The organism is Archangium sp., from assembly GCF_036277355.1.
In the GTDB taxonomy this organism is placed as follows: Bacteria; Myxococcota; Myxococcia; order Myxococcales; family Myxococcaceae; genus Archangium.
Map to the genome: position 1 here is coordinate 66,950 of NZ_DASUNC010000016.1, position 25,074 is coordinate 92,023.

22 protein-coding genes are annotated in these 25,074 nt (G+C 70.0%); 16 read left to right on the forward strand and 6 right to left on the reverse strand.

Annotated features, from left to right (window positions below; translation table 11 throughout):
* The first annotated feature begins 108 nt into the window (after positions 1-108).
* The 3 genes from VFZ09_RS03215 (at position 109) to VFZ09_RS03225 (ending at position 5,567) form a co-directional block, all read left to right on the forward strand.
* On the forward strand, positions 109-2,085 hold the full coding sequence (locus VFZ09_RS03215; protein ID WP_329725968.1) for a PAS domain S-box protein: 1,977 nt from the start codon (positions 109-111) through the stop codon (positions 2,083-2,085).
* Positions 2,075-3,994, forward strand: a complete 1,920-nt coding sequence (locus VFZ09_RS03220; RefSeq protein ID WP_329725969.1) for an ATP-binding protein — start codon at positions 2,075-2,077, stop codon at positions 3,992-3,994. The genes VFZ09_RS03215 and VFZ09_RS03220 overlap by 11 nt, the downstream gene beginning before the upstream one ends.
* Positions 3,995-4,124: 130 nt before the next feature.
* On the forward strand, positions 4,125-5,567 hold the full coding sequence (locus VFZ09_RS03225) for an IS4 family transposase (RefSeq protein WP_329726043.1): 1,443 nt from the start codon (positions 4,125-4,127) through the stop codon (positions 5,565-5,567).
* A gap of 68 nt (positions 5,568-5,635) precedes the next feature.
* Here VFZ09_RS03225 and VFZ09_RS03230 read toward each other — a convergent pair whose 3' ends face one another.
* Positions 5,636-6,463, reverse strand: a complete 828-nt coding sequence (locus tag VFZ09_RS03230) for a hypothetical protein (RefSeq protein WP_329725970.1) — start codon at positions 6,461-6,463, stop codon at positions 5,636-5,638.
* A 297-nt stretch (positions 6,464-6,760) separates the two neighbouring features.
* Here VFZ09_RS03230 and VFZ09_RS03235 point away from each other — a divergent pair, with 297 nt between their 5' ends.
* The 4 genes from VFZ09_RS03235 to VFZ09_RS03250 all read left to right on the forward strand — a co-directional run bounded on the left by VFZ09_RS03235 (position 6,761) and on the right by VFZ09_RS03250 (position 9,453).
* Positions 6,761-7,507 (forward strand): MotA/TolQ/ExbB proton channel family protein, encoded by a 747-nt coding sequence (locus VFZ09_RS03235; RefSeq protein WP_329725971.1) that lies wholly within the window; start codon positions 6,761-6,763, stop codon positions 7,505-7,507.
* A 103-nt stretch (positions 7,508-7,610) separates the two neighbouring features.
* Positions 7,611-8,096, forward strand: a complete 486-nt coding sequence (locus VFZ09_RS03240) for a biopolymer transporter ExbD (protein WP_329725972.1) — start codon at positions 7,611-7,613, stop codon at positions 8,094-8,096.
* A 14-nt stretch (positions 8,097-8,110) separates the two neighbouring features.
* Positions 8,111-8,695, forward strand: coding sequence for a biopolymer transporter ExbD (locus VFZ09_RS03245; RefSeq protein ID WP_329725973.1), 585 nt, complete (start codon positions 8,111-8,113; stop codon positions 8,693-8,695).
* 83 nt (positions 8,696-8,778) lie between these two features.
* The gene (locus tag VFZ09_RS03250) at positions 8,779-9,453 is read left to right on the forward strand and encodes an HAD family hydrolase (protein ID WP_329725974.1); all 675 of its coding nucleotides are present in this window, start codon (positions 8,779-8,781) and stop codon (positions 9,451-9,453) included.
* Here the strand turns inward: VFZ09_RS03250 and VFZ09_RS03255 are convergent.
* Complete coding sequence (locus VFZ09_RS03255; RefSeq protein ID WP_329725975.1) at positions 9,440-9,685, reverse strand: hypothetical protein; 246 nt, start codon at positions 9,683-9,685, stop codon at positions 9,440-9,442. The two genes, VFZ09_RS03250 and VFZ09_RS03255, sit on opposite strands and share 14 nt — an antisense overlap.
* Before the next feature lie 179 nt (positions 9,686-9,864).
* Between VFZ09_RS03255 and VFZ09_RS03260 the strand changes: the two genes are divergently transcribed.
* The gene (locus VFZ09_RS03260) at positions 9,865-12,345 is read left to right on the forward strand and encodes an MASE1 domain-containing protein (RefSeq protein WP_329725976.1); all 2,481 of its coding nucleotides are present in this window, start codon (positions 9,865-9,867) and stop codon (positions 12,343-12,345) included.
* A 1-nt stretch (position 12,346) separates the two neighbouring features.
* Here VFZ09_RS03260 and VFZ09_RS03265 read toward each other — a convergent pair whose 3' ends face one another.
* Complete coding sequence (locus VFZ09_RS03265; protein WP_329725977.1) at positions 12,347-12,913, reverse strand: YqaA family protein; 567 nt, start codon at positions 12,911-12,913, stop codon at positions 12,347-12,349.
* Between the two features lie 130 nt (positions 12,914-13,043).
* Between VFZ09_RS03265 and VFZ09_RS03270 the strand changes: the two genes are divergently transcribed.
* The 6 genes from VFZ09_RS03270 (at position 13,044) to VFZ09_RS03295 (ending at position 18,342) form a co-directional block, all read left to right on the forward strand.
* The gene (locus tag VFZ09_RS03270) at positions 13,044-13,706 is read left to right on the forward strand and encodes an LON peptidase substrate-binding domain-containing protein (RefSeq protein WP_329725978.1); all 663 of its coding nucleotides are present in this window, start codon (positions 13,044-13,046) and stop codon (positions 13,704-13,706) included.
* Between the two features lie 69 nt (positions 13,707-13,775).
* The gene (gene nadE / locus VFZ09_RS03275; protein ID WP_329725979.1) at positions 13,776-15,665 is read left to right on the forward strand and encodes an NAD(+) synthase; all 1,890 of its coding nucleotides are present in this window, start codon (positions 13,776-13,778) and stop codon (positions 15,663-15,665) included.
* Between the two features lie 171 nt (positions 15,666-15,836).
* Positions 15,837-16,853, forward strand: coding sequence for a hypothetical protein (locus VFZ09_RS03280; RefSeq protein ID WP_329725980.1), 1,017 nt, complete (start codon positions 15,837-15,839; stop codon positions 16,851-16,853).
* A 138-nt stretch (positions 16,854-16,991) separates the two neighbouring features.
* Positions 16,992-17,315: an FKBP-type peptidyl-prolyl cis-trans isomerase gene (locus VFZ09_RS03285; RefSeq protein ID WP_329725981.1), complete on the forward strand. Its 324-nt coding sequence runs from the start codon at positions 16,992-16,994 to the stop codon at positions 17,313-17,315.
* Positions 17,316-17,324: 9 nt separating this feature from the next.
* On the forward strand, positions 17,325-17,705 hold the full coding sequence (gene trxA, locus VFZ09_RS03290; RefSeq protein ID WP_329725982.1) for a thioredoxin: 381 nt from the start codon (positions 17,325-17,327) through the stop codon (positions 17,703-17,705).
* A 1-nt stretch (position 17,706) separates the two neighbouring features.
* On the forward strand, positions 17,707-18,342 hold the full coding sequence (locus VFZ09_RS03295; RefSeq protein WP_329725983.1) for an HAD-IA family hydrolase: 636 nt from the start codon (positions 17,707-17,709) through the stop codon (positions 18,340-18,342).
* On the opposite strand, the gene VFZ09_RS03300 is transcribed toward VFZ09_RS03295, so the two are convergent.
* The 3 genes from VFZ09_RS03300 to VFZ09_RS03310 all read right to left on the reverse strand — a co-directional run bounded on the left by VFZ09_RS03300 (position 18,308) and on the right by VFZ09_RS03310 (position 22,638).
* Complete coding sequence (locus VFZ09_RS03300) at positions 18,308-18,661, reverse strand: cytochrome c (RefSeq protein WP_329725984.1); 354 nt, start codon at positions 18,659-18,661, stop codon at positions 18,308-18,310. The genes VFZ09_RS03295 and VFZ09_RS03300 overlap by 35 nt on opposite strands.
* The gene (locus tag VFZ09_RS03305) at positions 18,658-20,142 is read right to left on the reverse strand and encodes a PQQ-dependent sugar dehydrogenase (protein WP_329725985.1); all 1,485 of its coding nucleotides are present in this window, start codon (positions 20,140-20,142) and stop codon (positions 18,658-18,660) included. Before VFZ09_RS03305 ends, VFZ09_RS03300 begins: the two co-directional genes overlap by 4 nt.
* A 93-nt stretch (positions 20,143-20,235) precedes the next feature.
* On the reverse strand, positions 20,236-22,638 hold the full coding sequence (locus tag VFZ09_RS03310; RefSeq protein WP_329725986.1) for a YfhO family protein: 2,403 nt from the start codon (positions 22,636-22,638) through the stop codon (positions 20,236-20,238).
* A gap of 60 nt (positions 22,639-22,698) precedes the next feature.
* Here VFZ09_RS03310 and VFZ09_RS03315 point away from each other — a divergent pair, with 60 nt between their 5' ends.
* Positions 22,699-24,348 (forward strand): glycosyltransferase family 39 protein, encoded by a 1,650-nt coding sequence (locus tag VFZ09_RS03315; protein ID WP_329725987.1) that lies wholly within the window; start codon positions 22,699-22,701, stop codon positions 24,346-24,348.
* A 119-nt stretch (positions 24,349-24,467) separates the two neighbouring features.
* Complete coding sequence (locus tag VFZ09_RS03320) at positions 24,468-25,049, forward strand: Uma2 family endonuclease (protein WP_329725988.1); 582 nt, start codon at positions 24,468-24,470, stop codon at positions 25,047-25,049.
* Positions 25,050-25,074 lie beyond the last annotated feature (25 nt).

Consider the following 25,074-nt stretch of genomic DNA (forward strand, 5'->3'; position numbering starts at 1 on the left):
GAAAAGCCACCGGGTTGCGAAGACGCGGCGGACGCGCGGTCCGGCACCGGACAGGGAAGTCCGGGTCACGGACTGCCCCTGAGGCCGGAGCCGGGTTAGACTCGGGGCGTGTCTTCCCACGAGCCATCCCTCGGCGTCGTCCTGGTGCCCGCGGCCTCGGCCGCACGCGAGCCACTCGCTCGCGCCGCGGCGCAGGCCGGCCTGCGGGTGGTGGAGACGCCCGAGCAGGCCACGCTCGGCCTGGTGGACCTCACCACACCGGAGGGCGCCTCCGCCCTCTCCACGCTGCTCGCCACGCCCGCGGGAGCCCGGCTCTCGCTGGTGGCCCTGGTGGAGCCGGGAGAGGCGTCCTTCACCTTCCTGGAAACGCTCAAGCCCGCGGAGGTGATGTCCGCGGGGGGCCTGCCCCACGAGCTCGCCTGGAGGCTGCGGCGCGTGGCCGAGCGTCACCGCGAGCGCCAGGAGCTCATGCGGCGGCAGCAGGACCTGTCCCTGCTGGTCGAGCTCACCGCGGACTACGCCGAGAGCTTCGACGTGGAGGCGCTGCTCCATGACGTGACGCGCCGGCTCGCTGATCGGCTCGGGGTCAGCCGCGCGGCGCTGGTGATGCTGGACAAGAACGGGGAGGGGGCGCGCGTGGTGGCCGCCAGTGATGCTCCCAACCTGGAGGACATGCGCATCGACCTGGACCGCTACCCGGAGGTGCGCGAGGCGGGGCGCACGGGCAAGCCCGTCGTCGTGGAGGATGCCTCGCACCACCCGCTGCTGGAGGGCGTGCAGAACGAGGTGGCCGCGCGGGGCATCCAGGCGCTCGCGGCGCTGCCCCTGCACATCCGGGGCGAGGTGCGCGGGGTGCTGTTGCTGCGGGCCTCGGGGGGGAGCCGGCGCACCTTCGCGCCGGATGAGATCGACTTCCTCAACACGGTGGCGCACGCCACGGCGGTGGCCCTGCGCAACGCCTCGCTGCTGCTGACGGTGCGCGGGCAGACCGAGCGCGAGATGTCGGCGCGCATCGCCGCGGAGGCCAAGGCCGCCTCGCTCGAGACGTACCACCTCTTCTTCGCCAACGTGCGCGAGGGCGTGGCCATCCTCGACGACAAGGCGTGCGTGCTCAGCCTCAACCCCGCGGGCGAGGCCATCCTGGCGACGCCCTCCGAGAGCGCGTATGGCCGCCACCTGGTGGACGTGACGCAGCCGCTGGACGAGTCGGTGCTGATGGAGCTGGTGACGGCGGCCCGTCGCGGCGAGTCCCGCTCGGACGTGGACCTGATGGTGCGCGCGCCCAATGGCCAGCGCCTGACGCTGAGCTTCTCGGCGGCGCCGCTGGAGGACGGCCGCCGGGCCATCATCCTGTCCTTCCGGGACGTGACGCAGGCGCGCCAGCTGGCGGACGAGCTGCGCCACACCAAGGACTTCCTGGAGCGGCTCATCGACTCCTCGGTGGACGCCATCGTCGCCGCGGACATGCAGGGCCGCATCATCCTGTTCAACAAGGGGGCCGAGGCCCTCTTCGGCTACGGCGCTCCCCAGGCGCTCAGCGGCATGCACGTCAACCAGCTCTACCCGAACGGGGTGGCCCAGCGCATCATGACGCAGCTGCGCAGCCCGGAGTACGGCGGGCGGGGCCGGCTGTCGGTGTGCCGCCAGGACGTCGTCAACCGCACCGGGCATCTGGTGCCGGTGAACATGACGGCCTCCATCGTCTACGAGGGCGGCCGCGAGGTGGCCAGCGTGGGCATCTTCACGGACCTGCGCGACCGGATGGAGCTGGAGCGCAAGCTGTCGGACGTGGAGACGCGCCTGGAGGAGAGCGAGAAGAACGCGGTCATCGTCGCCCTGGCCGGCACCGCCGCCCACGAGCTCAACCAGCCCCTCACCTCGGTGATGGGCTACGCGGAGCTGCTCAAGCGCCGGCTGAAGGAGGAGGACACCTCCTACAAGCCGGTGGACATCATCTACCGCGAGGCCGAGCGCATGGCGGAGATCGTCCGGAAGATTGGCCGCATCACCCGTTACGAGACGAAAGCCTACATGGGGTCCCAGCAGATACTGGACCTCGACAAAGCCAGCTCCCATGACGACTGAGTCGCGTCGCCTGCCCGTGCCGGAGGGCCCCTCCGCCGAGGCCTTTCGAGCCTTCTTCGAGACGGTGGAGCTGCCCGCGGCGCTCTGCGACCCGCGGTTGCGCCTGAAGCTGTGCAACAACGCGTTCGCGCGCTTCTGCTTCGACCATGGGCTGACGGTGGAGCAGATGATGGAGGGCCTGGCGGAGGCGCGGGTGCCCGAGGACGGGGCGGCGTGCGTGGTGGAGGTGCCGCTGCCGCAGGGGGGCGTGGTGGTGATGGAGCTGGCGCGGCGGGGCGAGTCCGTGTCGGTGGTGGGGCGGCGCGAGTCGGAGCTGATGCGGGGCCAGCTGGTGGTGGTGGAGCAGGCGCTGCTGGAGCAGGCGCGCACGGAGGGGGTGCTGCTGGACCTGGGGCGCAGCGTGGCCGAGGCGGGCAGCGAGGAGGAGCTGGTGGCCTCGGTGGCGCGCGGGGTGAAGGAGCTGTTCCCCGGGCGCACCTTCTGCATCCGCATCATCGACGCGCGCACCGGTGGGCTGACGAGCCTGTACGCCGAGGGCCGGTTGAAGGAGGGCTCCCGCGAGCCGCTGGTGCTCAAGCGCACGGCGGTGGAGAAGATGCACCTGACGGCGGAGTCCATGCCGGTGGGCAAGGTGGTGGTGGCCGCGCTGGTGCCGTTGCTCTTCGAGAGCAGCACGGGTGGGGTGAGCGCGCCGCTGGTGGCCAGCGGGCAGCTCTACGGCGTCATCAACCTGGAGTACCCGTCCTCGCTGCGCGAGGAGCCGGATCCGCCGCAGGACGAGCGGGTGCTGGTGCAGCTGGCCAACCAGGTGGCGGTGGCGGTGAAGAACGCCAAGCTCATCGACGAGCTGACGTTCGTGCGCAAGTACCTGGAGGAGCTGCTGGAGAAGGCGAACGCGCTCATCCTGGTGGCCAACCGGGACAAGAAGGTGGTCGTCTTCAACCAGGCCATCAGCCGGCTCACGGGCTTCAGCAAGGAGGAGGTGCTGGGGCAGGACGTCTTCGCGCTGGTGCCGGAGGACGAGCACCTGCGGCTGGCCTCGGTGCTGGCGGCGGCGATGCGGGGCGAGGCGGTGCCCAACTTCGAGCTGCGGTTGCGCACGCGCACGGGGGAGGCACGGGCCTCGTTCGCGACGTCCTCGGCGCTCACCTCCCAGGGCGAGGTGGAGGGGGTGATGGCCATCGGTCAGGACGTGACGGTGGTGGCGCAGCTGGAGCAGCGGGTCATCCACGCGGAGAAGCTGGCGTCCATGGGGCAGCTGGCCGCGAGCGTGGCGCATGAAATCAACAACCCGATGACGGCGGTGGTGGCGTACTCGGAGTCGCTGCTGCAGCGGTCGATGATGATGGGGAGCGCGGGGGCGGCGGACTCGGAGAAGCTGCGGAAGATATTGGAGAGCGGGCAGCGGATTCTGCGCTTCACGAAGGACCTGACGTCGTACGCGAGGCCGGCGAAGGACAAGGTGGAGCGGGTGCAGCTCAACGCGCTGTTGGACAAGGCGGTGGGCTACTGCGAGCACGTGGTGGCGCAGGCGAGGGTGAAGGTGGAGCGCGACTATGGGGAGCTGCCGCCGTTGCATGCGGTGCCGGCGAACCTGGAGCAGGTGTTCGTGAACCTCATCACGAACGCGTGCCACGCGATGGAGGCGGGGGGGCAGGTGTGGCTGCGGACGAGGCGGGAGGGGCGCGAGGCGGTGGTCTGGGTGAAGGACACGGGAAGCGGCATCGCGCCGGGGAACCTGTCGCGCATCTTCGACCCCTTCTTCACGACGAAGACGGAGGGGAACGGGACGGGGCTGGGGCTGTCCATCGTGCAGCGCATCGTGGAGAAGCACGGGGGCAAGCTGAGCGTGGACAGCGAGCTGGGGCAGGGCACCACCTTCACCGTGCGCCTGCCGCTCGCGGATTGACCCCTACCACCCCAACAACCCCCGCCGCCCAAGAACCCCCGCCGCCCAACAACCCCTCTCCCCTCGGGCTCATACTTACCCAAAAAATAGGGCAGGGGATAGGACGGGAGAAGTAGGCTGTTGGGCCATGATGGAGAGTGGACAGCAGCTGGAGGGAGTACTGGAGAGGGAGCTGGCAGGCTCCGGCCTGGGCCACAAGGCACGGCATAAGAGGCTACTGCGGATAGGACAGGCCATGAGCAGGGCCGCGTCGGCGAGCTTTCCGCGACAGTTCGCCAAGGATGAGGCGGGGTTGAAGGGGGCCTATCGGTTCTTCGCCAACCCGGAAGTGACGCCGGAGGCAATCCTGCAGGGGCACGTCGCGGCGACGCGAGAGCGGTGTAGGGCCAGGGGCAAAGTGCTGTGCATCCAGGACACCACCGACCTCATTTTCAAGCATCAGGTGGAGGGCGCGGGCCGAATCAATCAGCTGCCCAGGGTACGAGGCTTGTGGGTGCACACGACGTTGGCGGTGGATGCGGGGACGCATGAGGTAATGGGCGTGCTGGGGCAGATGGTGTGGGCGCGCCCGGACAAGCCCAAGAGGAAGAAGAGGAAGAAGGAGGAGACGGCCGCCCAGCGCAAGAAGCGCCCCCGGGAAAGCCAGCGCTGGGGCGAGGCGGCCTACCGGGTGTCGGATGTGCTGGAGCCGTTGCCCGCCCAGGAGCGTCCCTGCGTGGTGCACGTGCTGGATGCCGAGGGCGACGTCTTCGAGACGCTGGAGGTGATAGAGGCGCTGGGAGATTCCTTCGTCATCCGAGTCACGCGCAACCGGTTGTTGGCCTCCGGCCAGAGGCAGCAAGCAGAGGAGGCAGAGCGCGAATACCTGCTGGACAAAGTGGCCCAAGCGCCGGTGCTCGGGCACAAGGTGGTACAGGTGCCTGGGCGCCCCGGCCAGCAGGAGCGCCAGGCCGAGCTGGAGATTCGCGCCTGCCGCGTGAGCGTGAGACCACCGCGCAACCGAGGACGTGCCGGCCAGCCGCTCGAGCTCAACGTGGTGCTGGCGCGTGAAACCCGGCCCCCCGAGGGGCAGAAGCCTCTGTACTGGTGCCTGGTAACGGGCGAGCCCATCGAGACGCTGCAGCAATGCCTGCAGGTAGTAGAGGCCTACGAGGGCCGCTGGTTGGTGGAGGAGTTGCACATGGGCTTCAAGAGCGGCTGCGGCACCGAGACACGCCGTCTCCAGCACGGCGCGCGCCTGAGCAACTTCCTGGCCCTGGCTACTGTCGTGGCCTTCAGCATGCTCTCGCTACGCGATGCCGCACGCCGCCCTGAGCCTCCCCCAGCCTCTGAGCACCTGTCCGAGATTCAGCTCCAACTGCTGGGCGACCTGTGTCCCGAACTGCCGCCCAACCCCAACGCCTATGACGCGTTGCGCGCCATGGCGATGCTGGGCGGCTTCATCGGCCGTAAGGGCGACGGCGAGCCCGGTTGGCGCACGCTCTGGCGTGGCTGGGAGAAGCTTCAGCATGCGGAAACCATCTACCGCATGCATCTCCACCGCCTCTCCTCTCCCAAGGCTGATTCTGGGTAAGTATGAGCCCCTCGGGAGAGGGACGGGGTGAGGGTGCCAGGACCCCGGGTTCCCCCCCGTGGCTCCACTCAGCTCCCGTCCTCGTCATCCAGCTCGCGGGTGAACTCCTCGTTGGTCAGGAGACCCTTGCGGGCCATGATGCGCATGAGGGCCCAGAACTTGCGTTCCAGCTCCTCCACGCGGTCCACGGGCTCGGAGGGAGCCGACTCCCCGAAGAGCGAGTCCAGCGCGGCGCTGACGTCCCCGGTGGAGGGCCTGGCGGCGGTGGCCTTGCTCTGACCGCGCTTGAGCCGGCGCTGCTGTTCGCGCTCCTGGATGAGCTGCTCGAGCGAGACGCGGCGTGTCGTCTCCCCGGGAGGGAGCTCCTCGCCGACGATGATCTCCTCGACGTCGTCCTCCAGCGCATCGGGGATGGGCTCTGGAGCCTGGGTGGGCTCCGGAGCGGTGGCGGGAGGGGGCCGGTGGTAGTAGCGCTGGATGGCGGTGCGCACGGCGGACAGGGGCGCGACGCGGGGGCTCACCTTGAGGCCGGTGGTGAACTCCAGCTCCTGGAGGCCGGCGGTGTCGAGCGGGTCGGCCATGGCCACCACCAGCAGCCGGCGCCCGCCCACGTTCTCCAGGGCCACGGGGAACAGGTCATGCTGCTCGCAGAAGCGCGAGCGCAGCAGGTGGATGGCGCCCCAGTCCGGGGGCCGGTTGGCCAGGTCGATGACGGGCACGCCCAGGGCCTCGCTCAGCGCGTGGGCCAGGGTCTTCTCGGTGATGGCGCCCAGGGACACGAGCGCGGCCCCCAGCCGCTGCCGGGTCCGCTGTTGCGCCTGGAGCGCCGCTTCCAATTGGGCCGAGGTGATGGCCCCCCTCTCCAGGAGCAGCTCGCCGATCCGCTTTCGGGCCATGATCGGCCGCCCTTAGCCCCACCCCCCTGGCCCGTCAAGCAGGCGACGCAGCGCGACAAACACCGTCCGTCCGCCACCAGACCAGCCGTCCTGCCGGTGTCCGATCGCAAAATTCCCGTGGGATTTCAGCAACTAAGAGCACGGGGCGTGCCTTGACACTCCAGGACCGCCGTTCCTAAAGTCCGGCTCCAATTCCATGCCATTCCCGGTAAGGGACCCGTGTGGGTGTCCGTACGGGAACCAACCGGCTGGCTAGGCCCGCCATGTCGGGCAGCCCCTCTCTGGAGGCCATAAGCGATGAACCTGGGGTTTTTGACGAATCTGACCATCCTCGCCAACGCCGGCGGTCACGGTGCCGAGCGCAGCCTGTTCGAGGAGATCGCCAAGCGCTGGGAGGCGGGTCAGTGGGGTATGTATCCCATCGCCGTCTGCCTGGTGTTCGCGCTGGCCATCATGATCGAGCGCGGCATCATGCTGTTCGGCAAGGCCTCCATCAACAAGGACGCCTTCCTGCGTGGGCTCAAGAAGCACATCTACGCCGGTGACCTGGACAAGGCCATCAACTACGTGGCCGGCCAGAAGCAGACGCCGCTCACCCAGGTCATCAAGGCCGGCCTGATGAACGTTCCCAAGGGCGAGGAGGAGGTCCAGGCCGCCCTCGACGAGGCCAGCCTGCGCGAGACGCCGAAGATCGAGGCCCGCACCGGTTACCTCGCCATGCTCGGCAACGCGGCGATGCTCGCGGGTCTGCTCGGGACGGTGTCCGGTCTGATCGCCTGCTTCGAGGCCGTGGCCAACGTGAACCCGGCCGACAAGGCGACCATTCTCGCCAACGGTATTTCCGAAGCCATGAACTGCACCGGCTTCGGTCTGCTCACGGCCATCCCGGCCGTCGTGGCCTTCTCCATCCTCTCGGGCCGCGCCACCTCCATCGTCAACGACATCAACGAGACCAGCGTGGCCGTGCTGAACCTGATCGTGAACAACCGCGACAAGTTCAAGAACGCCACCGTGTCGGCCTCCGCGCGGGATTCCGAGGAGTAGAAGTTCACTCCTGCGGGGAACCTGGAATCCGGGCGCGTTGTCGGTGGGGATGACGCGCGCCCTTCATCGTTGAACGTCGTAGCGCGGGCGGAAGGAGAGTGCCATGGCCGGTGGAATGGATCTCGGGGGAGGTAAAGGCAAGAAGTCACTCGACGTTGCCATCAACCTCACCCCCTTCATCGACCTGATGGCGGTGACCATCAGCTTCCTCATCATGACGGCCGTCTGGACCCAGATTGGCCGTCTGCAGGTGGCGCAGGCCGGAGGGCCCGCCACCGAGGAAGAGCAGAAGCAGGAAGAGCAGACCAAGACGGTCCAGCTCACGCTGTTCGTCACGCCCACCGAGCTGCGGCTCGCGGCGGACCAGAGCGAGTTCCCGCCCATCGAGGCCAAGCGTGGTGAGAACGGCAAGCTGGACCTGGCGCCGTTGATCGCCCGCTTCAAGGAGCTCAAGGCGCAGTTCCCGGATCAGTCGGCCATCACGCTGCAGACCGAGGACAAGGTCCGGTACGAGGACCTGGTGCGCATCATCGATCAGTGCATCGGCGCCGGCCTGCCCCAGGTCTCGGTGTCCGCCATCATGGGTTAGGGAAGGCAGCCACCATGGCCATCAAGGTTCCCGGCAAGCGTTACGGCAAGCGGCTGCAACACTCCAAGGTGTTCGGCCACGGTGCCCACCACGGCAAGCACGGCGGCAACGCGGACGTGCTGATCACGCCGCTGGTCGACATGTTCGTCATCATCGTGCTCTTCCTCATCGCCAACTTCTCGGCGACGGGCGAGGTGCTGATGATGACCAAGGACATCCAGCTGCCCGAGGCGGTCAACGTCAAGGAAGTGGAGATGCACCCGGTGGTGATGGTCTCCGGCGAGGAGGTCTCCATCTCCGGCAACGTGGTGGGCCGGGTGCAGGACCTGGTCAAGGAGGAGTACCTCAACATTCCCGCGCTCGAGGAGAAGCTGCGGGACATGAAGAAGCAGTTCGAGGATCTCCACGCCATGGCCGAGGGCAACACCAACGCCTTCAAGGGTGACGTGAACATCCAGGCCCACAAGGACGTGGAGTTCTCCATCATCAAGCGGGTGATGTTCAGCTGCGCCAGCGCCGGCTACAACAACATCAACTTCGCCACCCTGCAGAAGGGCGAGGCCGGCGCCGAGCCGCCCACGGCCGCCGCCACCCCGTAATCGGCCCTCGCGCCCGAAGTGACCACGCCCCGCGCTCCGGACTTGTCCGGGCCGGGGCGTTGGTGTTTCCAGGGGGCATGCCCATGTACCCGCGCGCCGCGCTCTTCGACCTGGATGGCACCCTGCTGGACTCGCTGCATGACATCGGCGCGGCGATGAACCACGCGCTCGTCACCCACGGCCTGCCCGTCCACCCGCTGGCCGACTACCGCCGCTTCGTGGGCGAGGGCGTCCGGGTGCTGGTGGCCCGCGCCGTCCCCCCGGGCCATGAAGACATCCACGAGGCGGTGATGGCCGCCTACAAGGCCTTCTACGCCGAGCACCTCCTGGACCACACCCGGCCCTACCCCGGGGTGCGTGAGGTGCTCGCCCGGCTGCGGGGCGAGGGGGTGAAGCTGGCGGTGTTGAGCAACAAGCCCGACGCGGCCACCCGTCAGCTGGTCGCGGCCCTGCTGCCGGACGTGCGCTTCGGCGCCATCTACGGCGAGCGGGTGGGCGTGCCGCGGAAGCCGGACCCCACGTCGGCGCTCGGGATTGCCTCCGAGCTGGGCGTGGCGCCCGGGGACTGCGCCTTCATCGGCGACACGGCGGTGGACATGGAGACCGCGCGCGCCGCCGGCATGTACAGCGTGGGCGTGACGTGGGGCTTCCGCGGCGTGGAGGAGCTCCAGGCCCACGGGGCCCGGGCGCTCGCCCACTCGGCGGACGAGCTGCTCCAGGCCCTCGCGAGCGTGCCCCGCGCCGCTACACGACCTTGACGCGGTGGGGGAAGCCGCTGGACAACTCGGCCCGCTGCTTCTCCTCGGCGCGGCTGTGCGCCGTGGCCGCGGCGATGAAGTGGCACACCCAGCCGAGCAATCCACCGGTGCCCAGCCAGAAGCCGGGGGTGATGATGAGCCAGAAGAGACCCCGGAAGATGTCCCCGTTGTAGAGCTGACCCAGTCCGGGGATGAAGAACGACAGCACGGCGGCGATACCAGGGCGGGACATGTGGCGTGTTGCCTCCTTGTCCTTCCCTACGAAGGCCGCGCCCATCCATTGCACCCCACTGCTTGCACCCCCCTGCTTGCACCCCCAATGACAGGCGGTGAACTCCGCCCGCTCATTTGTCGGGTAGGCAAGGAGACGAGCAGGGGGACCGTTTTCCCCCACGTGCCCGGCGGGGTAGCATGACGCGTCAACACCGCTGGCGGGCCAGCGCGTGTACGGGGGGCATCGCCATCCAGTCGCATCCACAGCGCCTCGACCGCTCATCGCCGTCCGGCATGCGGGGTATCGCGGAGATGCTCGCGCTGGGAGTCGTGTACCTCGCCGCCTGCTGGCTGGGGCTGACGCAGGCCACCATCGCTGGGGCCGCGAGCCCGGTGTGGCCCGCCACCGGCGTGGCGCTCGCGGGCCTGCTCCTCCTGGGCGTGTCCCGCTGGCCGGCCATCTTCGTGGGCGCGTGCGTCGCCATCCTGTGGTTCGGCTCCGGGGGGCCTTCCGCCTCGACGCTGGCCATGGGCGTGGGCAACACCCTGGAAGCGGTGCTGGGGGTGCTGTTGCTCAGGCGCCTGGGTTTCTCTCCCTCGCTCGCGCGGACGCAGGACGTGCTGGCGCTCACCGCCACGTCCGCCACGTGCTCGCTGGCCAGTGCCCTGGTGGGGGCGCTGAGCCTGGTGTTGACGGGCGGGGTCGCCTGGGGGGGCTTCCTCCTCACCGCGTGGGTGTGGTGGCTGGGCAACGCCATGGGCGCCCTGGTGGTGGCGCCGGTGCTGCTGCTGCTCTCCCGGCCGCGCCCGGAGCCGCGCCGCCGCGAGGCGCTGGTGCTCGCGGGGCTCACCCTGGTGGCGGCCCTGTGGTCCTTCAGTGGCGGCCGCGGCGGCTCCCCGCTGGCCTACGCCCAGGTGTTCCTCCTCTTTCCCCTGGGGGTGTGGGCGGCGCTGCGCTTCGGCTCGCAGGGGGCGGCGCTCTCCACGCTCTTCATCGCGGCGGCGTCCATCTGGGGCACCGTCACCGGCCATGGCGCGTTCATCTCGCGCGAGGACGGGCGGACGGTGGACCTGCTGGAGCTGCAGCTCTTCCTGGCCGTCATCGCCTTCACCGGGCTGCTGCTGGCCGCGTCCCGGGCCGAGCGCAAGAGCGCCAGGGCCCAGATGGAGCTGCTGGCCACCGCCGTGCGCAGCGTGCAGGAGGGCGTGCTCATCTGCGAGCTGCGCCCGGGCGAGGAACTCCAGCTGGTGTACGCCAACGAGTCCTTCCGCGCCATGGTGGGCTGCTCCCACCAGGAGCTGGCGGGCCGCTCGCCCCGGGAGCTGTGTGGAACCGGTGTGGAGCCGGAGGTGCACCAGCGGCTGGAGGAGGCCCTGCGCGAGCGCGACTTCTTCCGCGGCGAGGTGGTGCTGGCGCACAAGGACGGCTCGCGGGTGTACAGCGAGGTGCAGCTGTCCCCGGTGCGCAACGCGGACGGCCAGGTGCTCTACTTCGTGGCCACCTACCGCGACATGACGACGCAGAAGCAGCTCCAGGCGAAGCTGGTGTCCGCCGAGCGCATCGCCGCCGTGGGCACCCTGGCCGCGGGCGTGGGTCATGAGATCAACAATCCACTCGCCTACCTGATGCTGAACCTGGAGGGAGTGGCACAGAGTCTGGCCCGGGGGCCCGAGGGGCTCGCCGAGGCGCGGGCCAGCCTGGAGAGTGCCCGCGAGGGCGCCGAGCGCATCCGCGTCATCGTGCGCGATTTGAAGGTGTTCAGCCGGCAGCAGGGGGAGGAGCGGGCGATGCTGGACGTCAACGAGGTGGTGGTGCCGGCGCTGCGCATGGCGGCCCATGCGGTGCGGCCCCGGGCCCGGCTGGTGGAGGACTTCGGCCAGCCTCCCAAGGTGCTGGGCAGCGAGGCGCGGCTCGGACAGGTGATGCTCAACCTGCTCGTCAACGCGCTGCAGGCCATCCCCGAGGGAGACCCGGAGCACCACGAGGTGCGCGTGCGCACCGGCCGCGACGACTCGGGCCGCGCCCTGGTGGAGGTGTCCGACACCGGCTGTGGCATGCCCGCGCCCGTGCTGGCGCGCATCTTCGACCCGTTCTTCACCACCAAGCCCTGCGGGGAGGGGACCGGATTGGGACTCGCCATCTGTCAGCAGATCGTCCAGGCCCACGGCGGCGAGCTGCGCGTGAGCAGCGAGGAGGGCAAGGGCTCGCGCTTCACCGTCCTGCTGCCCTCCGCCGAGAGCCGGCCCGCGAAGACGCCCCTGCCCGCGGCGCCCACGCCCGCGCCCGTGCTCCCGCCGCGCCGGCGCATCCTCATCATCGACGACGAGCCGCGCCTGGCCCAGTCCATGCGCATGCTCATCGAGCCCTCGCACGACGTGTTCGTCACCACGCGCGGCGCCGAGGCCCTCGCGTGGGTGAACGAGGGTCAGCGCTTCGACCTGGTGCTGTGTGATTTGCAGATGCCGGGGACCACGGGCATGGACGTCTACTCGCACCTGCGCGCGCACGTGCCGGAGCTGGCCGAGCGGCTCGTCTTCATCTCCGGCGGGGCCTACACCCAGGCCACGCGCGACTTCGTGCGCTCGGTGCGCAACCGGATATTGGAGAAGCCGGTGCGGCCCGACGAGCTGCTGGCCACCATCGACGAGGCGCTGGCCACCACCTCGCCGGCGGCCTGACTCAGACGCGCAGCCACTTGCGGGCGGTGGGCCCGAAGTACCGCATCACGCCGGACACCAGGAAGAAGCGCACCGAGCGGCCCAGCACCGCCGCCAGGAAGAAGCGGTCCAGCGGCACGCCCACCATGCCGCTGCCGATGGCCACCACCTTGAAGGGGGTGGGCAGCACCGAGCACAGCAGCGCGAGCGCCCAGAAGTTCTGCCCCAGCAGCTCGCCCAGCGTCGCGTCGATGCCGAAGCGCGTGATGCGCATGTTCAGGTCGATGTTCAGGAAGCTGGCGGCGCCCTCGTGGACCAGGTGTCCCAGGTAGTACCCGATGAAGCCGCCGAAGAGGCTGGCCACCGTCCCCAGCAGCGCGTAGCGCAGCCACTTCTGGGGCTGGGCGAGCACCATGGGTACCAGCAGCGCGAAGGGCGGAATGGGGAACACCGAGCCGTCCACCACGGACACCAGCAGCATGGCGGCCACGGCGTGCTTCGTGGAGGACAGCGCCTCCACGCGCAGGTAGAGACGGCGGTACCAGGAGAGCTTCTCGGGGGCGGCGGCCACGGGGGTCGAATCGGACATCGCGGCCGCGCACCCTAGCGGAATGGGGGGACTTTACCAGCCTTCCGTCCCAGGGCTGACGCCTGCCTGTCAGGTGGGGATGCGCCGCGTTCTCCCGGGCGCTATAGGGGGGGAGAACGGTGTCCATGCCATGACCACGGCCCTCGAACGCATCGCCCTGACCACCCACGCGGTGAAGGTCTTCCCCCTCCCCTCGGCGGTCCTCTTTCCGCACGCGGCCCTGCCCCTCCACATCTTCGAGCCGCGCTACCGCGCCCTGGTGCGCGACGCGCTCGCCGGGGACAAGGTGATGGCGCTCGCCCAGCTGCAGCCCGGCTGGGAGGGCCAGTACGGCGAGCGGCCTCCCATGCAGCCCATGATGTGTGCCGGACTCATCATCTGGCACGAGGAGCTGCAGGACGGGCGCTACAACATCCTCCTGCAGGGCGTCAGCCGCGCCCGCCTGCTCGAGGAGCTGCCGGCCGGTGAGCAGCTCTACCGGCAGGTGCGGGTGCAACTGCTGCCGGACGGCGACTACCAGGGGCCCGAGGAGGAGAGGCTGCGCCAGGCCGTCTTCGAGCTGGCCGGGCGGGTGCCGGCCTCGTTCGCGGAGAACCTGCTGCCGGTGGTGGCGCGCTCGCACGGGGGCGCCCTGGCGGATGTGGTGGCCGCCGCCGTCGTCCCGGAGCCGGAGCGGCGCCAGGAGCTGCTGTGCGAGCTGGACGTGCGCACCCGGTTGAAGTCCGTGCTGGACGACGTGGGCGAGCTCATCGCGCGCCTCAGCCCGGTGAAGCCGGTGGGACCGCTGAACTGAGTCCTTGCATGCCGCCCCTCGGGAGCGTCTGCTAGCGCTCCACCAACTCGAGAGGGAGGAGCACGTTCCATGCGGCTCGTGAAGATGGGGCTCGCCAGCGTCAACACCACCGTGGGGGCCTTCGGGCGCAACGTGGACAAGGCGCTCGACCTGGCGCGCCGGATGGCCGCCGAGGACGTCACCGTGGGCGTCTTCCAGGAGCAGCTCGTGGGCGGCTACCCGCCCGAGGACCTGGTCCAGTGGCAGGGCTTCGTCGACAACCAGTGGCCGCAGCTCGAGCGCTTCGCCCGCGAGACGGGGGCGCTGTCCACCGTGTTCCTCGTGGGCGTCGCCGTCAACCACCAGGGCCTGCGCTACAACTGCGCCGCGCTCGTGGCGGGCGGGAAGATTCTCGGCCTGGTGCCCAAGGAGAAGCTGCCCACCTACAACATCTTCTACGAGGGGCGGACGTTCTCCCGCGGCTACCCGGGCATGCGCGAGGAGTTCCGCGGCGTCCCCTTCGGTGACTTCCTCTTCCGCTTCGACTTCGGACTGGTGGCCCCCGAGGTCTGCGAGGACATCTGGAGCCCCGAGGCCCCCATGCGCCGGCGCACCTACTCGGGCGCCGAGCTGGTGGTGAACCTGTCCGCCTCGCCCTTCCGCGTGGGCCAGGGGGACACCCGGCGCGAGATGCTCGCCACCCGCGCGGCGGACCACCAGTGCACCGTCGCCTACTCCAACGCGCTGGGCAGCAACGACGGCATCATCTTCGACGGCGGTGGCTGCATCAACCAGAACGGCAAGCCCGTGCTGGAGGAGCCGCGCTTCCAGGAGGGCTTCGCCGCGGCCGTGGTGGACCTGGACCGCACGTTGCGCCTGCGCGCGGAGAACACCACCTGGCGCAGCGACCGGGAGGCGTGGCTGCGCGAGGGCGGCAAGCTGGTGCCCACCATCGACTGCACCGCGGCCTTCACCAGCCGGCGCGAGAAGCTGCGCTACCCGGTGCCCGCGCACCGCAGCTTCTTCCTCCCGGGCCCCGACACGCGCCGCTCGCCCCGCGAGGTCCTGTGCGAGGACATCCTCGACGCGCTCTCCCTGGGCATCGGCGACTACTTCGAGAAGACGCGCGCCTTCAAGGTCATCGGCATCGCGCTCTCGGGTGGGCGTGACTCGCTGCTCACCCTGCTCATCGCCCACCGCTACGCCAAGCGCGTGCGGCCGGACAATCCCGGCAGCCTGCTGCGCGCCTTCTACATGCCCAGCCGCTACTCCAGCGACGCCACCCGCGAGGCCGCGGAGACGATCGCCCGGGAGCTGGGGGTGCCCTTCCTGGTGGTCCCCATCGAGGAGGCCTTCGAGCGCGAGCTGAACATCGCGCGCACCATGCTCGCGGGTGGAGAGGTGACGCCCATCACCGAGCAGAACATCCAGGCGCGCCTGCGTGCCCAGCGCATGTGGAACTGGTCCAACTCCAGCGGCGGCCTCTTCCTGCAGACGGGCAACATGAGCGAGCGCGCGGTGGGCTACACCACCACGGGTGGAGACCTGATGGGCGCGCTGGCCGTCATCGCCAACGTGCCGAAGACGGTCGTCATGTACCTGCTGGACTACCTGCTGGAGCAGACGGGCTCCGAGGGCATCCGCAAGGTGCTGGCCAGGCCGGCCGGGCCGGAGCTGGCGCACAACCAGGTGGGCGAGGAGGAGCTGATGCCCTTCCCCATCCTCGATGCCTGCTTCTACCTCTTCGCGGGAGAGAAGCTGGTGCCCTCGGAGATGCAGCCCGCGCTGGAGGCCATGTTCCCCGAGGTGGAGAGCGCGCGGCTGCGCGGCTACGTGGAGAAGTTCATCCGGCTCTTCCTCCAGTCCATCTACAAGTGGGTGCAGGCGCCGCTGTCGCTGCACATCGGCAACCTGGACCTGGACCGCGAGCGCGCGCTGCAACTGCCCGTCGTCACCAGCAGCGACTGGACGAAGGGGTAGCAGCGCCACCCCCTAATCTGTTCACGCTCCGCGTCCCCGCCATCCCCACCTCGCCCGGCTGGATGCTTCCCGGTCGAGGTCCCGGCGCACGCCGCGTCCGGATTCAAGCCTTGCCGCGAATCTTCCCGGTAATGAAGTTCCCGTCAGCCACCCGACGGACGGAGGTTCCGGATGAAACTGAAGATTCTGGCTGGGCTCGTGACGGCGCTTTTCTACGGCAACGCTGCCATGGCCCAGGACGTGAGCGACACCGACATCAACAAGGACCAGGGACAGACGTCCCCGGACAACATCGGCGGCGCGGGCCAGGATGACACCCTCATCCTCGACCAGGAGGACGTCGCTCCCGTGCCCGACACCGGGGTGCAGGACGAGGGCGTGGGCGGCGCCGGACTCGAGGGCCAGGACGCCTACGGCGGCTCGGGCCAAGCCAACCAGCAGAACGTGCAGCCCAAGAGCAGCACCATCCCCATGCAGGGCCAGAACGGCATGACCCTCTTCTGCACCCCGGTGCAGCAGGGCCAGGCCACCGGCGGCAGCGGCACCACCCCGCAGGGCAACGAGCAGTCCTCGCTGCAGCGTGACTACGATGTCCAGGTCGGCCAGGTCGACGACATCAACAACGATGCCTTCGGCGGCTCCGGCTACGACATGAAGGAGAAGGACGAGGGCCAGCAGAAGGCCGACATGCGCGGCCTGTCCGTGCTCGTCGGCGCCGGCGTCGAGGGCTACACCGGTGGCCTCGCCCCGGAGATCAACCCCGGCCCCACCGTGGGCGTGATGGCCGGCCTGCGGCCCAGCAAGGTGTTCGGCCTGGAGCTCGGCTACAGCGGCTCCGTGAACAACCTGGATGCCGACGTGGGCGGCAGCGGCCCGGACATCGTGCGCAACGGCGCCGTGGCCAACGTCACCCTCGGCCTCACCGCCGCTCCCGTGCAGCCCTACGTGCTCGGTGGCTTCGGCATGAACTGGTACAACATCCGCAACGGCCAGGCGCTCGGCTTCACGGATGACACCAGCTCGCGCGTCCCGGTGGGAGTGGGTCTCCGGACCCACATCGGTGACTTCACCGCCGATGCCCGCGTCAACTACAACATCCTCCTCAACGAGGACTTCGCCCCGGCCGTGACCGACCGCTTCACCACCGGTAGCTACCAGGGCACCCTCAACCTCGGCGGCACCTTCTGAGCCGAGCGTGTGATGGCGGCATGACAGTCCAGCGGCGCGGTGCCTCCACGAATGGGCACCGCGCCGTTTTTCCTTCCGAGAGAGCAGCGAACGTGCCACCCCCGCGTTAAGGTGGGGGCTTTCACGGGAGACAAGTGCATGAGCTTGCAGGTGGATGATGTGAAGGTGGGCACGGGCGCCGAGGCGACTCCGGGCAAGACGGTGACGGTCCACTACGTGGGGACCCTCACCAATGGCTCGAAGTTCGACAGCAGCCGGGATCGCAACCAGGGCTTCACCTTCCGGCTCGGCGCGGGCCAGGTCATCCAGGGCTGGGACAAGGGCGTGGCCGGCATGAAGGTCGGCGGCGTGCGCAAGCTCACCATCCCCCCCGACATGGGCTACGGCGCCCGCGGCTTCCCGCCCGTCATCCCGCCCAACTCGACCCTCGTTTTCGAAGTGGAACTGCTGGACGTCCGCTAGGAGGCCACCATGGCCACGTTGGAGATTGGCAAGGAGAACTTCGAGGCCACGGTGTCCAAGCAGGGCATCGTCATGCTCGACTGGTGGGCGGCGTGGTGCGGTCCCTGCCGCGCCTTCGCTCCCGTCTACGAGAAGGCCTCCGAGAAGCACCAGGACGTCACCTTCGGGAAGATCGACACGGACGCGCAGCCGGAGCTCTCCGGCATGTTTCAAATCCGCTCCATCCCCACGTTGATGATCTTCCGCGACGGCATCCTGCTCTTCGAGCAGGCCGGAGCCCTGCCCGCCGCCGCCCTGGAGGAGCTGCTCACCAAGGTGCGCGAGCTGGACATGGACGAGGTGCGCCGGGAGATCGAGAAGCGCAAGAAGGAGCAGGAGCCGCGGGCCTGAGATGGTTCCCAGCGCCGTCTTGTTCGACATGGATGGTGTCCTCATCCGCAGCGAGGAGGCCTGGCTGCGGGTGCTGGAGGACGCGGGACGGCGCTTCCGGGGCAGTCCGGTGACGCGCGAGGAGTTCGCGCCCACCTTCGGGCAGGGCACGGCCGAGGACGTGCGCGTCTTCGGTCTGCGCTGTACCCCCGCCGAGCTGGATGCCTTCTACGTGGAGCACCTGCCCGCCCATGCCGGCGGCGTCTGGGTCAACCCGGACGCGCGCACGCTGCTGGAGTCCCTGGCCGCGCGGGGCCTGCGCCGGGCGGTGGTGACCAACACGGTGTCCCCGCTCGCCCGGACGTTGCTCGGCGCCGCGCGCCTGCTCGACTTCTTCGAGGTGCTGGCGTGCGCGGACCTCGTGGCCCAGGCGAAGCCGGCGCCGGACCTGGTGCTGTACGCGCTCGGCCGGCTGGGCCTGCCCGCCGGGTCGGCGGTGATGGTGGGCGACTCGCGCTTCGACCGGGGCGCCGCCGGGGCCGCGGGCGTGCGCTTCGTGGGACTCGGCCTGGACGGCGATGCCCGCATCGAGCGGCTGGGAGAGCTGCTGCCCCTCCTGCCTCTCACAAGGGGCCCGGCGTCTCCTGGAGCGCGTTGAGGTAGTCGACGATGGCGTCCACCTCCGCGTCGCCGAGCATCTGCTCGGTGAAGGCGGGCATGGCGCCCACGCCCTTGCGAATCTGCGTGCGCATGGCGAAGCCCGGCAGCGGCTTGTTGGCGATGCCCGGGCCCAGGCCGCCCGCTCCACCCGGGTGGCAGCCGTTGCACTCGCGCATGAAGAGCACCTGTCCCTGCTTCTGCCGCTCGGTGAGCTGAAGGGGGGGACCGAAGGGCACTCCCCGGCGCGCGGGGCCGCATCCGCCGGAGGCCAGGGCCGCCAGGGTGGTGAGTGCGAGCAGACAACCGGTGGCCTTCATGGGCCCTCCTTCTTCGCCGTGGGGGTGATGCGCCAGAGCACACCCGTCTCCCGGTAGGGCTTGATGTCCTTGCCGAGCACCGTCATCACCCCGAAGTCGACGACGTAGAGCGCGCCGTTGTCCGGGTTGAAGCGCACGGCGATGGGGCGCTCGAGCCCCCCGGTGCCCAGGTGCGAGCCCGGGCCGCCATTGCCCTTGTCCTTGTTGGCCGCGAAGTCCTGGATGACGCCATTGCCGACGTCCACCCGCACCACCTTGTAGCCCACCGGCGACATCACCTTGCCCGTGTCGGGCGCCTGGTCGCCGAACTGCGCGACGAAGGCCAGCCCCCGGTGGCCAAAGGCGCCTCCCCGCGAGAAGTCCACCCCGTTCGAGGACGAGTGCACGCCGAAGAAGGCCACCGGTTGCGGCGGTGGGGCGGGGTGCTCGGCGAGGAGGAACTGGGGCGGGTGCTCCTGGCCGGACGGCTTGAACCACTCCTGGTTGATGGGGCGGCCTCCCACGAAGTCCGGGAAGCCGTACCAGCGTCCGGGCTCCACCGCCCAGAGGTAGTCCCCGGCGCCGAAGACGGGGCGGCTGCCGCGCTCGTCGTGGCCGTTCTCCGTCACGTAGAGCTGGCCCTCCGGAGAGAAGGCGAGGCCGTACGGATTGCGGAAGCCCCACGCCACCAGCTCCGGCGAGGTGGCACCGGGCGCGAGCCGGAAGACGGCGCCGGAGCAGGGCACCTGGCCGCGGATGACCTGGTCCGGCTTCGTGGCCGTGCCGAAGGGGACGAAGGCGCCCGTGGTGGCCTTGTCACTCGGGTCGGGCGTGCGCGGGTCGTCGCTGGTGAAGTTGATGCCGCGCAGGATGATGTCGCGGCAGGGGATGTCGTGGAACCCGGCGTCGCGCGACATCCAGTTGATGCTCTCCGCGTTCGCGCTGTCCGGCCCCACCACGCCCGCGTTCGTCGCGGTGCCCACGGAGAAGTAGATGGCCCCGTCCGGACCGGCCGCCGGCCCGTTGGTGTGGTGATCTCCCAGGCTGGGCAGGTTGGAGACGATGGGCGTGAGCTTTCCGTCCGGGGTGATGCGGACGATGCGGCCACCGCCCTCGGTGCCGCCCTCGGCGACGTAGAAGGCGCCCTGGTGGAAGGCCACGCCCGTCCACGGCGGGTGCTCGCCCGTGGCCACCACCGTGTGGCCGCCGTCCGGGTTGATGCGCAACAGGCGCGGCTCGGTGAAGTCCTCGCCGTAGGAGTAGCCCGCCTCGATGACGTAGGGCGTGCCCTGGTCGTCGAAGGTGACCGACGTGGGGTAGGTGAGGCCGGTGGCGATGGGCTCGATGCGGTAGCCCTCGGGCACCGCGATGGCGGCCGGGTCGATGCGGCGGGGCGGCTTGAACTCCTCCCGCGTCTTGTCTCCCGCGGTGAGGTGGAAGCAGCCGCCGAGCAGCAGCGCACTGGTCACGAGGGCCGAACGTCGGAGGAGGTCGGAGCGCATGATCGGCGCTCGACGGTAGGGAACCCCGTCCGGCCCGGACAGCGCATTCCGGAGCCAGGGTCACGTGCGGAACATTGCCGGGGCGCGGCGGGCCTACGCCGGTGGGGTGGCTCGCCTCGGGGCCCCGCGGCGCTCGAGGAGCACGGCGAGCCCGAGCAGGCCCAGCGTCCCCAGGGAGATGAGGGCCCCGAGCCGCTGGCCGGGCGTGTGGTACGTGAAGGTGACCCGGTGGACGCCCGCCGGGACGAGCACCCCGCGCACCAGCACATTGGCCGGAAGGATGGGCGTGGGTTGTCCGTCCAGCGTCGCGCTCCACCCGCTGTACCAGGCGTCGTTGAGCACCAGCGCCGCCGGTGCGCGCGCGTCCACCTCGAGCTCCACGGACTCCGGCGCGTACTGGAGGAAGCGCACCTGTCCGAGCCCCCCGGTACCGGGTGCTGACTCGGTGGGCCGTGGTGTTTCCGGCGTGCACTCGAGGAGCGCCTGCTGGCCGGGCTGGAAGGCGCGTGAGCCGAGCTGCGTGCGCGCGGCGCTCTCGTCCGTCACGCACACGGGCGTGGCCAGGTAGGCGCGCGGCAGCACGCGGGGATTGCCGATGAGCAGCGCCTCCATCCGGGGATCCTCGGCGACGACGACGTCCGGGTTGCCGCGCATGCTCGCGAAGTCCTTCGCCTCCAGGGAGATGTAGCGCACGTTGTAGAGGCCGAAGAGGCGTCCCATCCAGGTGGAGAACGAGTCGAACGTGGTGATCAACCCTCCGAGCCGCCGGGAGTGCGCGGGCAGGTAGCTGTTGCCGCTCTCCAGCTTCCAGAGCGCGGTCGTGTTCGGCGCGAGCGTCGACACGAGGCCGAGCGCGGTGACATCAAGGAGACTGAGTCCGGGAGGGAGCCGGCTCGGCAGCGGATTGTTCACCGCGCTGAAGACCCGGGGCCGGACCGTGCCCGCGTCCTTCTCCCGCTGCAGGACGACGTCCACCAGTCCCGAGGGCTGCTCCAGCAGGTCCGTGTAGGTCACCTGGTACGTGCCCTCGTTGGCCAGGTAGAGGACGACGAACTGGAGCGTGAGCAGGGCTCCCGTGCGCAGCGTGAGCCGGTGCTCCTGGAGCAGCATCAGGCCCATCAAGCCGAGCGAGCCCACCGCCACCAGGGATGCCTGGAGGAAGTTGTCATGGAGGATGCGCAGGGTGCGCGCGTCGCCGTTCTTCCAGAGCGCGCCCACCACGCCTTCCGAGAAGACGTGCCACTGCCACTCGCCCAGCGCGAGCAGGCCGCATACCCCCGCGAGCCCGAAGCCGACGAGGGCGAGCCGCCGCGCCAGGGCGGGCTCCCGGAGGACGCTCTCCAGTCCGGCTCCGGCGCCCAGCGCGCACGCGAACAGGAAGTAAGGGAGCAGCTTCTCCGGGTAGCGGAAGGAGCTCCAGAAGGGCACCCACCGGTAGAACCAGCCATAGAGCGGCAGGTGCAGCGCCAACGACAGCGCCAGGACGAGCAGCGCGAGCCCGGTCACCTTCCACGTCAGCGGGTGGCGCCGCCACGTCCACAGCGCGCCCGCGAGCAGCAGCAGCGCCGGAAGCCCCAGGTGCACCGAGGGCACCCAGAAGGTGCCCATGCCCGACTGGAACAGCTCATTCGCCAGGGGAGAGGAGGCGGCCCGGGCCAGCTCCGGATCGATGAAGAGCGGCCCGAAGGCCAGCTCGAGCAGCCGCAGGGGATGGAACGAGAAGAGGGTGGCCTGGGCGAACGTGCCCGCCGTGGGCTGGGCGTCCTTCAGGATGCCGAGCACCGGGAGGATCTGCACCGCGGACAGCAGCGCGCCGAGCACGATGAGCACTCCGGCCCGGGGCGCCATGCGCAGCACGTCCGCGCGGCTCGGGCGCAGCAGCACGAGCCCCAGCAGCATGCCGTTGCACAGCGCGAAGCTCTGCGGGTCGCCCGCGAGGAGCACCAGGCACAAGGGGAGCGCGGTGGCGGTGGCACGGCTCGCGGAGGGCTGGCGCAGGAAGCGCTCGGCGCCCCAGAGGGCCCAGGGGAACGTGGCGGCCGCCATGAGGTAGAGCAGGTTGTTGCTGATGCCCACCATGTAGCCGCTCAGCGCGTAGGTGAGCCCCGAGAGCAGCGCGGCGCCCCGGCTCATGCCCCACAGCCGGGCGAACAGGTACGTGCCTCCCAGGGCCGCCACGTAGGACAGCAGGGTGATGAGCTTGAGCGCCGAACCCAGCGGCAGCAGCAGGTAGAGCAGGTTGGCCGGGTGGAACGCTCCGGAGATGAGCATGCCCGTGTAGGGCTGCCCCATGCCGTCGTAGGGGTACCAGCCCGGGAACTGGAACTGCGAGACGCGCTCGGCCCAGTACTGCTTGAGCGGGTAGTACACCCGGAGGATGTCTCGCGCGATGAAGACCTCGTCGGTGAGGCTCGCCCGGTGGAAGTAGAGCAGCGGCAGCACGACGATGGCTGCCACCACCGCGAGACGGATTCTGGCCTGCTGGGTGAGGGGCATGGGCTCGGGGCCGCACCTTACACTTCCCTTCGCCAGCGGGCTGGTATCGTCCGGCCCTCCATGTCACGCGACACCCGGGCCAATGCCCTCGCCTTCGCCGCTCTCGGGCTCCTGCTCGTCCTCCACACGCTGCTCTTCTTCCCGATGCGCGTGGACGATGCCTTCATCCTGTTGCGCTACGCGGAGAACCTCGCGGCGGGCCACGGCCCCGTCTTCAACGTGGGCGAGCGCGTGGAGGGTTTCACCAGCCCCGCCATGGTGGTGCTCGAGGCGGCCTTCCTGCGCCTGGGCCTGGAGCCGCTCCTGACGGTGAAGGTGCTCGGTGTCGTGTGCGGGCTCGTGCTGGTGGGCGTCAGCATGGCCCTCGCCCGGGAGCTGAGTGGTTCGCGGGCGGCCGGGGTGCTCGCGGGGCTCCTGGTGGCGCTGCACACGGGCGTCGCGGTGGCGTGCGTCAATGGACTCGAGACCGCTCCCTTCGCCGCCTTCGTCGCGCTCGGACTGTTCTTCCATGTGCGGGCCCGCTCGGCTCGCGATGAGGGGCTGGCCGGTCTGGCGCTCGCCCTGGCCATCCTCTTCCGTCCCGAGGGCGCTCTGCCGCTCGCGTTCATCGGCGTGAGCGCGCTGTGGCGCTGGCGCCGCGAGCCCGATCGCTGGCGCCGCTGGGTGGCCCTCGCCCTGCCCACCCTGGTGCTCGTCGTGCCCGTCTCCGCCTACAAGGCCGCCTGGTTCGGCTCGCTCACCCCCAACACGTTGCTGGCCAAGGTGCCGCTCGACTCCACGGGCCGCCTCGCCTCCGGCCTGGACTACCTCGCCGGCTACGGCGTGGAGCACTCCGGGTACCTCGCGTTGCTCGGCTTGTGGGTGCTCGCGTTCAAGGGGGACTCGCGCTTCCGGATGCTCGCCCTCCTGTTCACCGTGTGGGCCGCGTACATCGCCTCCGTGGGCGGGGACTGGATTCCCCACTTCCGCTTCCTCGTCCCGCTGGTGCCCATCGCCGCCGTCGCGACCGCCACCGCCCTCGTGCTGCTCTGGAGATTGCTCGGCGAGCGGATGCGCGAGGGCGCTCGGACTCCGGCCCGGGCGGGGCTCGTGTTGCTCGTGGCCGCGGCCCTGATTCCTCCCGCGGTGGTTCAGGCCCAGGAGGTGTTCATGCAGGTGCGCGTCGACACCGGGGCCTCGGTCCTGGCGCGCGAGCCGCTCGGCGCATGGCTCTCGTCCGTGGGCGGGCCGGGTGCCTCGGTGGCGATGCTCGACGTGGGCGCCGTGGCCTATGGCACCGGGCTGCGCGTCATCGACACGGGCGGCCTGACGGATGCGCGCATCGCCCGCGTCATCCACGCCAGCAAGGGGACCTACCAGGGCCACCTCTTCTTCCCGGACAACGCGGGCTCGCGGGAGATCGCCCGGGTGGTGCTCGGCGACAAGCCCTCGTTCGTGGTGCTGCGTCTCAATGGCGAGCTGCCCTGGATCCTCGACGAGCGGCTGCGGGGCGAGGACGGCCGGCCTCTGCCCCTGCGCGCGGCCTACCAGCAGGACCGGGCCATCTTCGAGGCCCCGAGCTTCGCCGAGGAGTACGAGTTCCTCTGCAGCCAACCCTCGGATCCCAGCACCGAGGGCTGGGTCTGGCACTACAACGTCTTCGTCCGGAAGGGCCTCTCGCTCGCCCGGCGGCCCCGCCCCGATGCGCAGGGCGCCACGCGCTGCTTCTGAGCCCTCCTGCCTCCGAGCCGTGCCGGGATGGGGGCCTGACTTGACCCGAGCGGTCATCGGTTGCGATGATACCGCTGAAGTCGAGTGGGGCGGCGTTGCCCGGAGCGGGAGGAGTGGAGATGGGGAAGGGGAAGAAGCCAGCGACCTATGAGGACATTGAGGCGCTGCCGGTGGGGTGGGTGGGGGAGATCATTGAGGAGGAGCTGGTGGCCTCGCCGAGGCCCGCGATGGGCCATGCGCGGGTCTCCTCAGTGCTGGGGACGGTGCTGGGCGGCCCGTTCGACCTGGGGCAGGGCGGGCCCGGTGGGTGGTGGATCTTCGATGAACCAGAGATCCACTTTGGCCGGAACGTGCTGGTGCCGGACCTGGCGGGCTGGCGCCGTGAGCGCTTGCCGAAGCCGCCTGCTCCCAACGAGCCCTTCATGACGGTGGCACCGGACTGGCTGTGCGAAGTGCTCTCTCCGTCCACCGGGGCCATGGATCGCGCGCGCAAGCTGCCGCTCTACCACCGCGAAGGCGTGGGTCACGTGTGGCTGGTGGATCCGCTCGCGCGCACCCTGGAGGTGCTCCGCCGCGAGGCCAGGGGCTGGCTGCTCGTGGCGACGCACACGGGCAACGAGCGGGTACGCGCCGAGCCCTTCGGGGCGGTGGAGCTCGGGTTGGAGCTGCTCTGGCTCCCCGAGGGACCGGCCGGGCGGTGAACAGTCGGAAGCCCCCAGCGTTTCA

Coding starts and splice junctions, on each gene's coding strand:
- VFZ09_RS03220 (WP_329725969.1), top strand. CDS start 2,075: ATGACGACTGAGTCGCGTCGCCTGCCCGTGCCGGAGGGCCCCTCCGCC.
- VFZ09_RS03225 (WP_329726043.1), top strand. CDS start 4,125: ATGGAGAGTGGACAGCAGCTGGAGGGAGTACTGGAGAGGGAGCTGGCA.
- VFZ09_RS03230 (WP_329725970.1), bottom strand. CDS start 6,463: ATGGCCCGAAAGCGGATCGGCGAGCTGCTCCTGGAGAGGGGGGCCATC.
- VFZ09_RS03235 (WP_329725971.1), top strand. CDS start 6,761: ATGAACCTGGGGTTTTTGACGAATCTGACCATCCTCGCCAACGCCGGC.
- VFZ09_RS03240 (WP_329725972.1), top strand. CDS start 7,611: ATGGCCGGTGGAATGGATCTCGGGGGAGGTAAAGGCAAGAAGTCACTC.
- VFZ09_RS03245 (WP_329725973.1), top strand. CDS start 8,111: ATGGCCATCAAGGTTCCCGGCAAGCGTTACGGCAAGCGGCTGCAACAC.
- VFZ09_RS03250 (WP_329725974.1), top strand. CDS start 8,779: ATGTACCCGCGCGCCGCGCTCTTCGACCTGGATGGCACCCTGCTGGAC.
- VFZ09_RS03255 (WP_329725975.1), bottom strand. CDS start 9,685: ATGTCCCGCCCTGGTATCGCCGCCGTGCTGTCGTTCTTCATCCCCGGA.
- VFZ09_RS03260 (WP_329725976.1), top strand. CDS start 9,865: ATGACGCGTCAACACCGCTGGCGGGCCAGCGCGTGTACGGGGGGCATC.
- VFZ09_RS03265 (WP_329725977.1), bottom strand. CDS start 12,913: ATGTCCGATTCGACCCCCGTGGCCGCCGCCCCCGAGAAGCTCTCCTGG.
- VFZ09_RS03270 (WP_329725978.1), top strand. CDS start 13,044: ATGACCACGGCCCTCGAACGCATCGCCCTGACCACCCACGCGGTGAAG.
- nadE (WP_329725979.1), top strand. CDS start 13,776: ATGCGGCTCGTGAAGATGGGGCTCGCCAGCGTCAACACCACCGTGGGG.
- VFZ09_RS03280 (WP_329725980.1), top strand. CDS start 15,837: ATGAAACTGAAGATTCTGGCTGGGCTCGTGACGGCGCTTTTCTACGGC.
- VFZ09_RS03285 (WP_329725981.1), top strand. CDS start 16,992: ATGAGCTTGCAGGTGGATGATGTGAAGGTGGGCACGGGCGCCGAGGCG.
- trxA (WP_329725982.1), top strand. CDS start 17,325: ATGGCCACGTTGGAGATTGGCAAGGAGAACTTCGAGGCCACGGTGTCC.
- VFZ09_RS03295 (WP_329725983.1), top strand. CDS start 17,707: ATGGTTCCCAGCGCCGTCTTGTTCGACATGGATGGTGTCCTCATCCGC.
- VFZ09_RS03300 (WP_329725984.1), bottom strand. CDS start 18,661: ATGAAGGCCACCGGTTGTCTGCTCGCACTCACCACCCTGGCGGCCCTG.
- VFZ09_RS03305 (WP_329725985.1), bottom strand. CDS start 20,142: ATGCGCTCCGACCTCCTCCGACGTTCGGCCCTCGTGACCAGTGCGCTG.
- VFZ09_RS03310 (WP_329725986.1), bottom strand. CDS start 22,638: ATGCCCCTCACCCAGCAGGCCAGAATCCGTCTCGCGGTGGTGGCAGCC.
- VFZ09_RS03315 (WP_329725987.1), top strand. CDS start 22,699: ATGTCACGCGACACCCGGGCCAATGCCCTCGCCTTCGCCGCTCTCGGG.
- VFZ09_RS03320 (WP_329725988.1), top strand. CDS start 24,468: ATGGGGAAGGGGAAGAAGCCAGCGACCTATGAGGACATTGAGGCGCTG.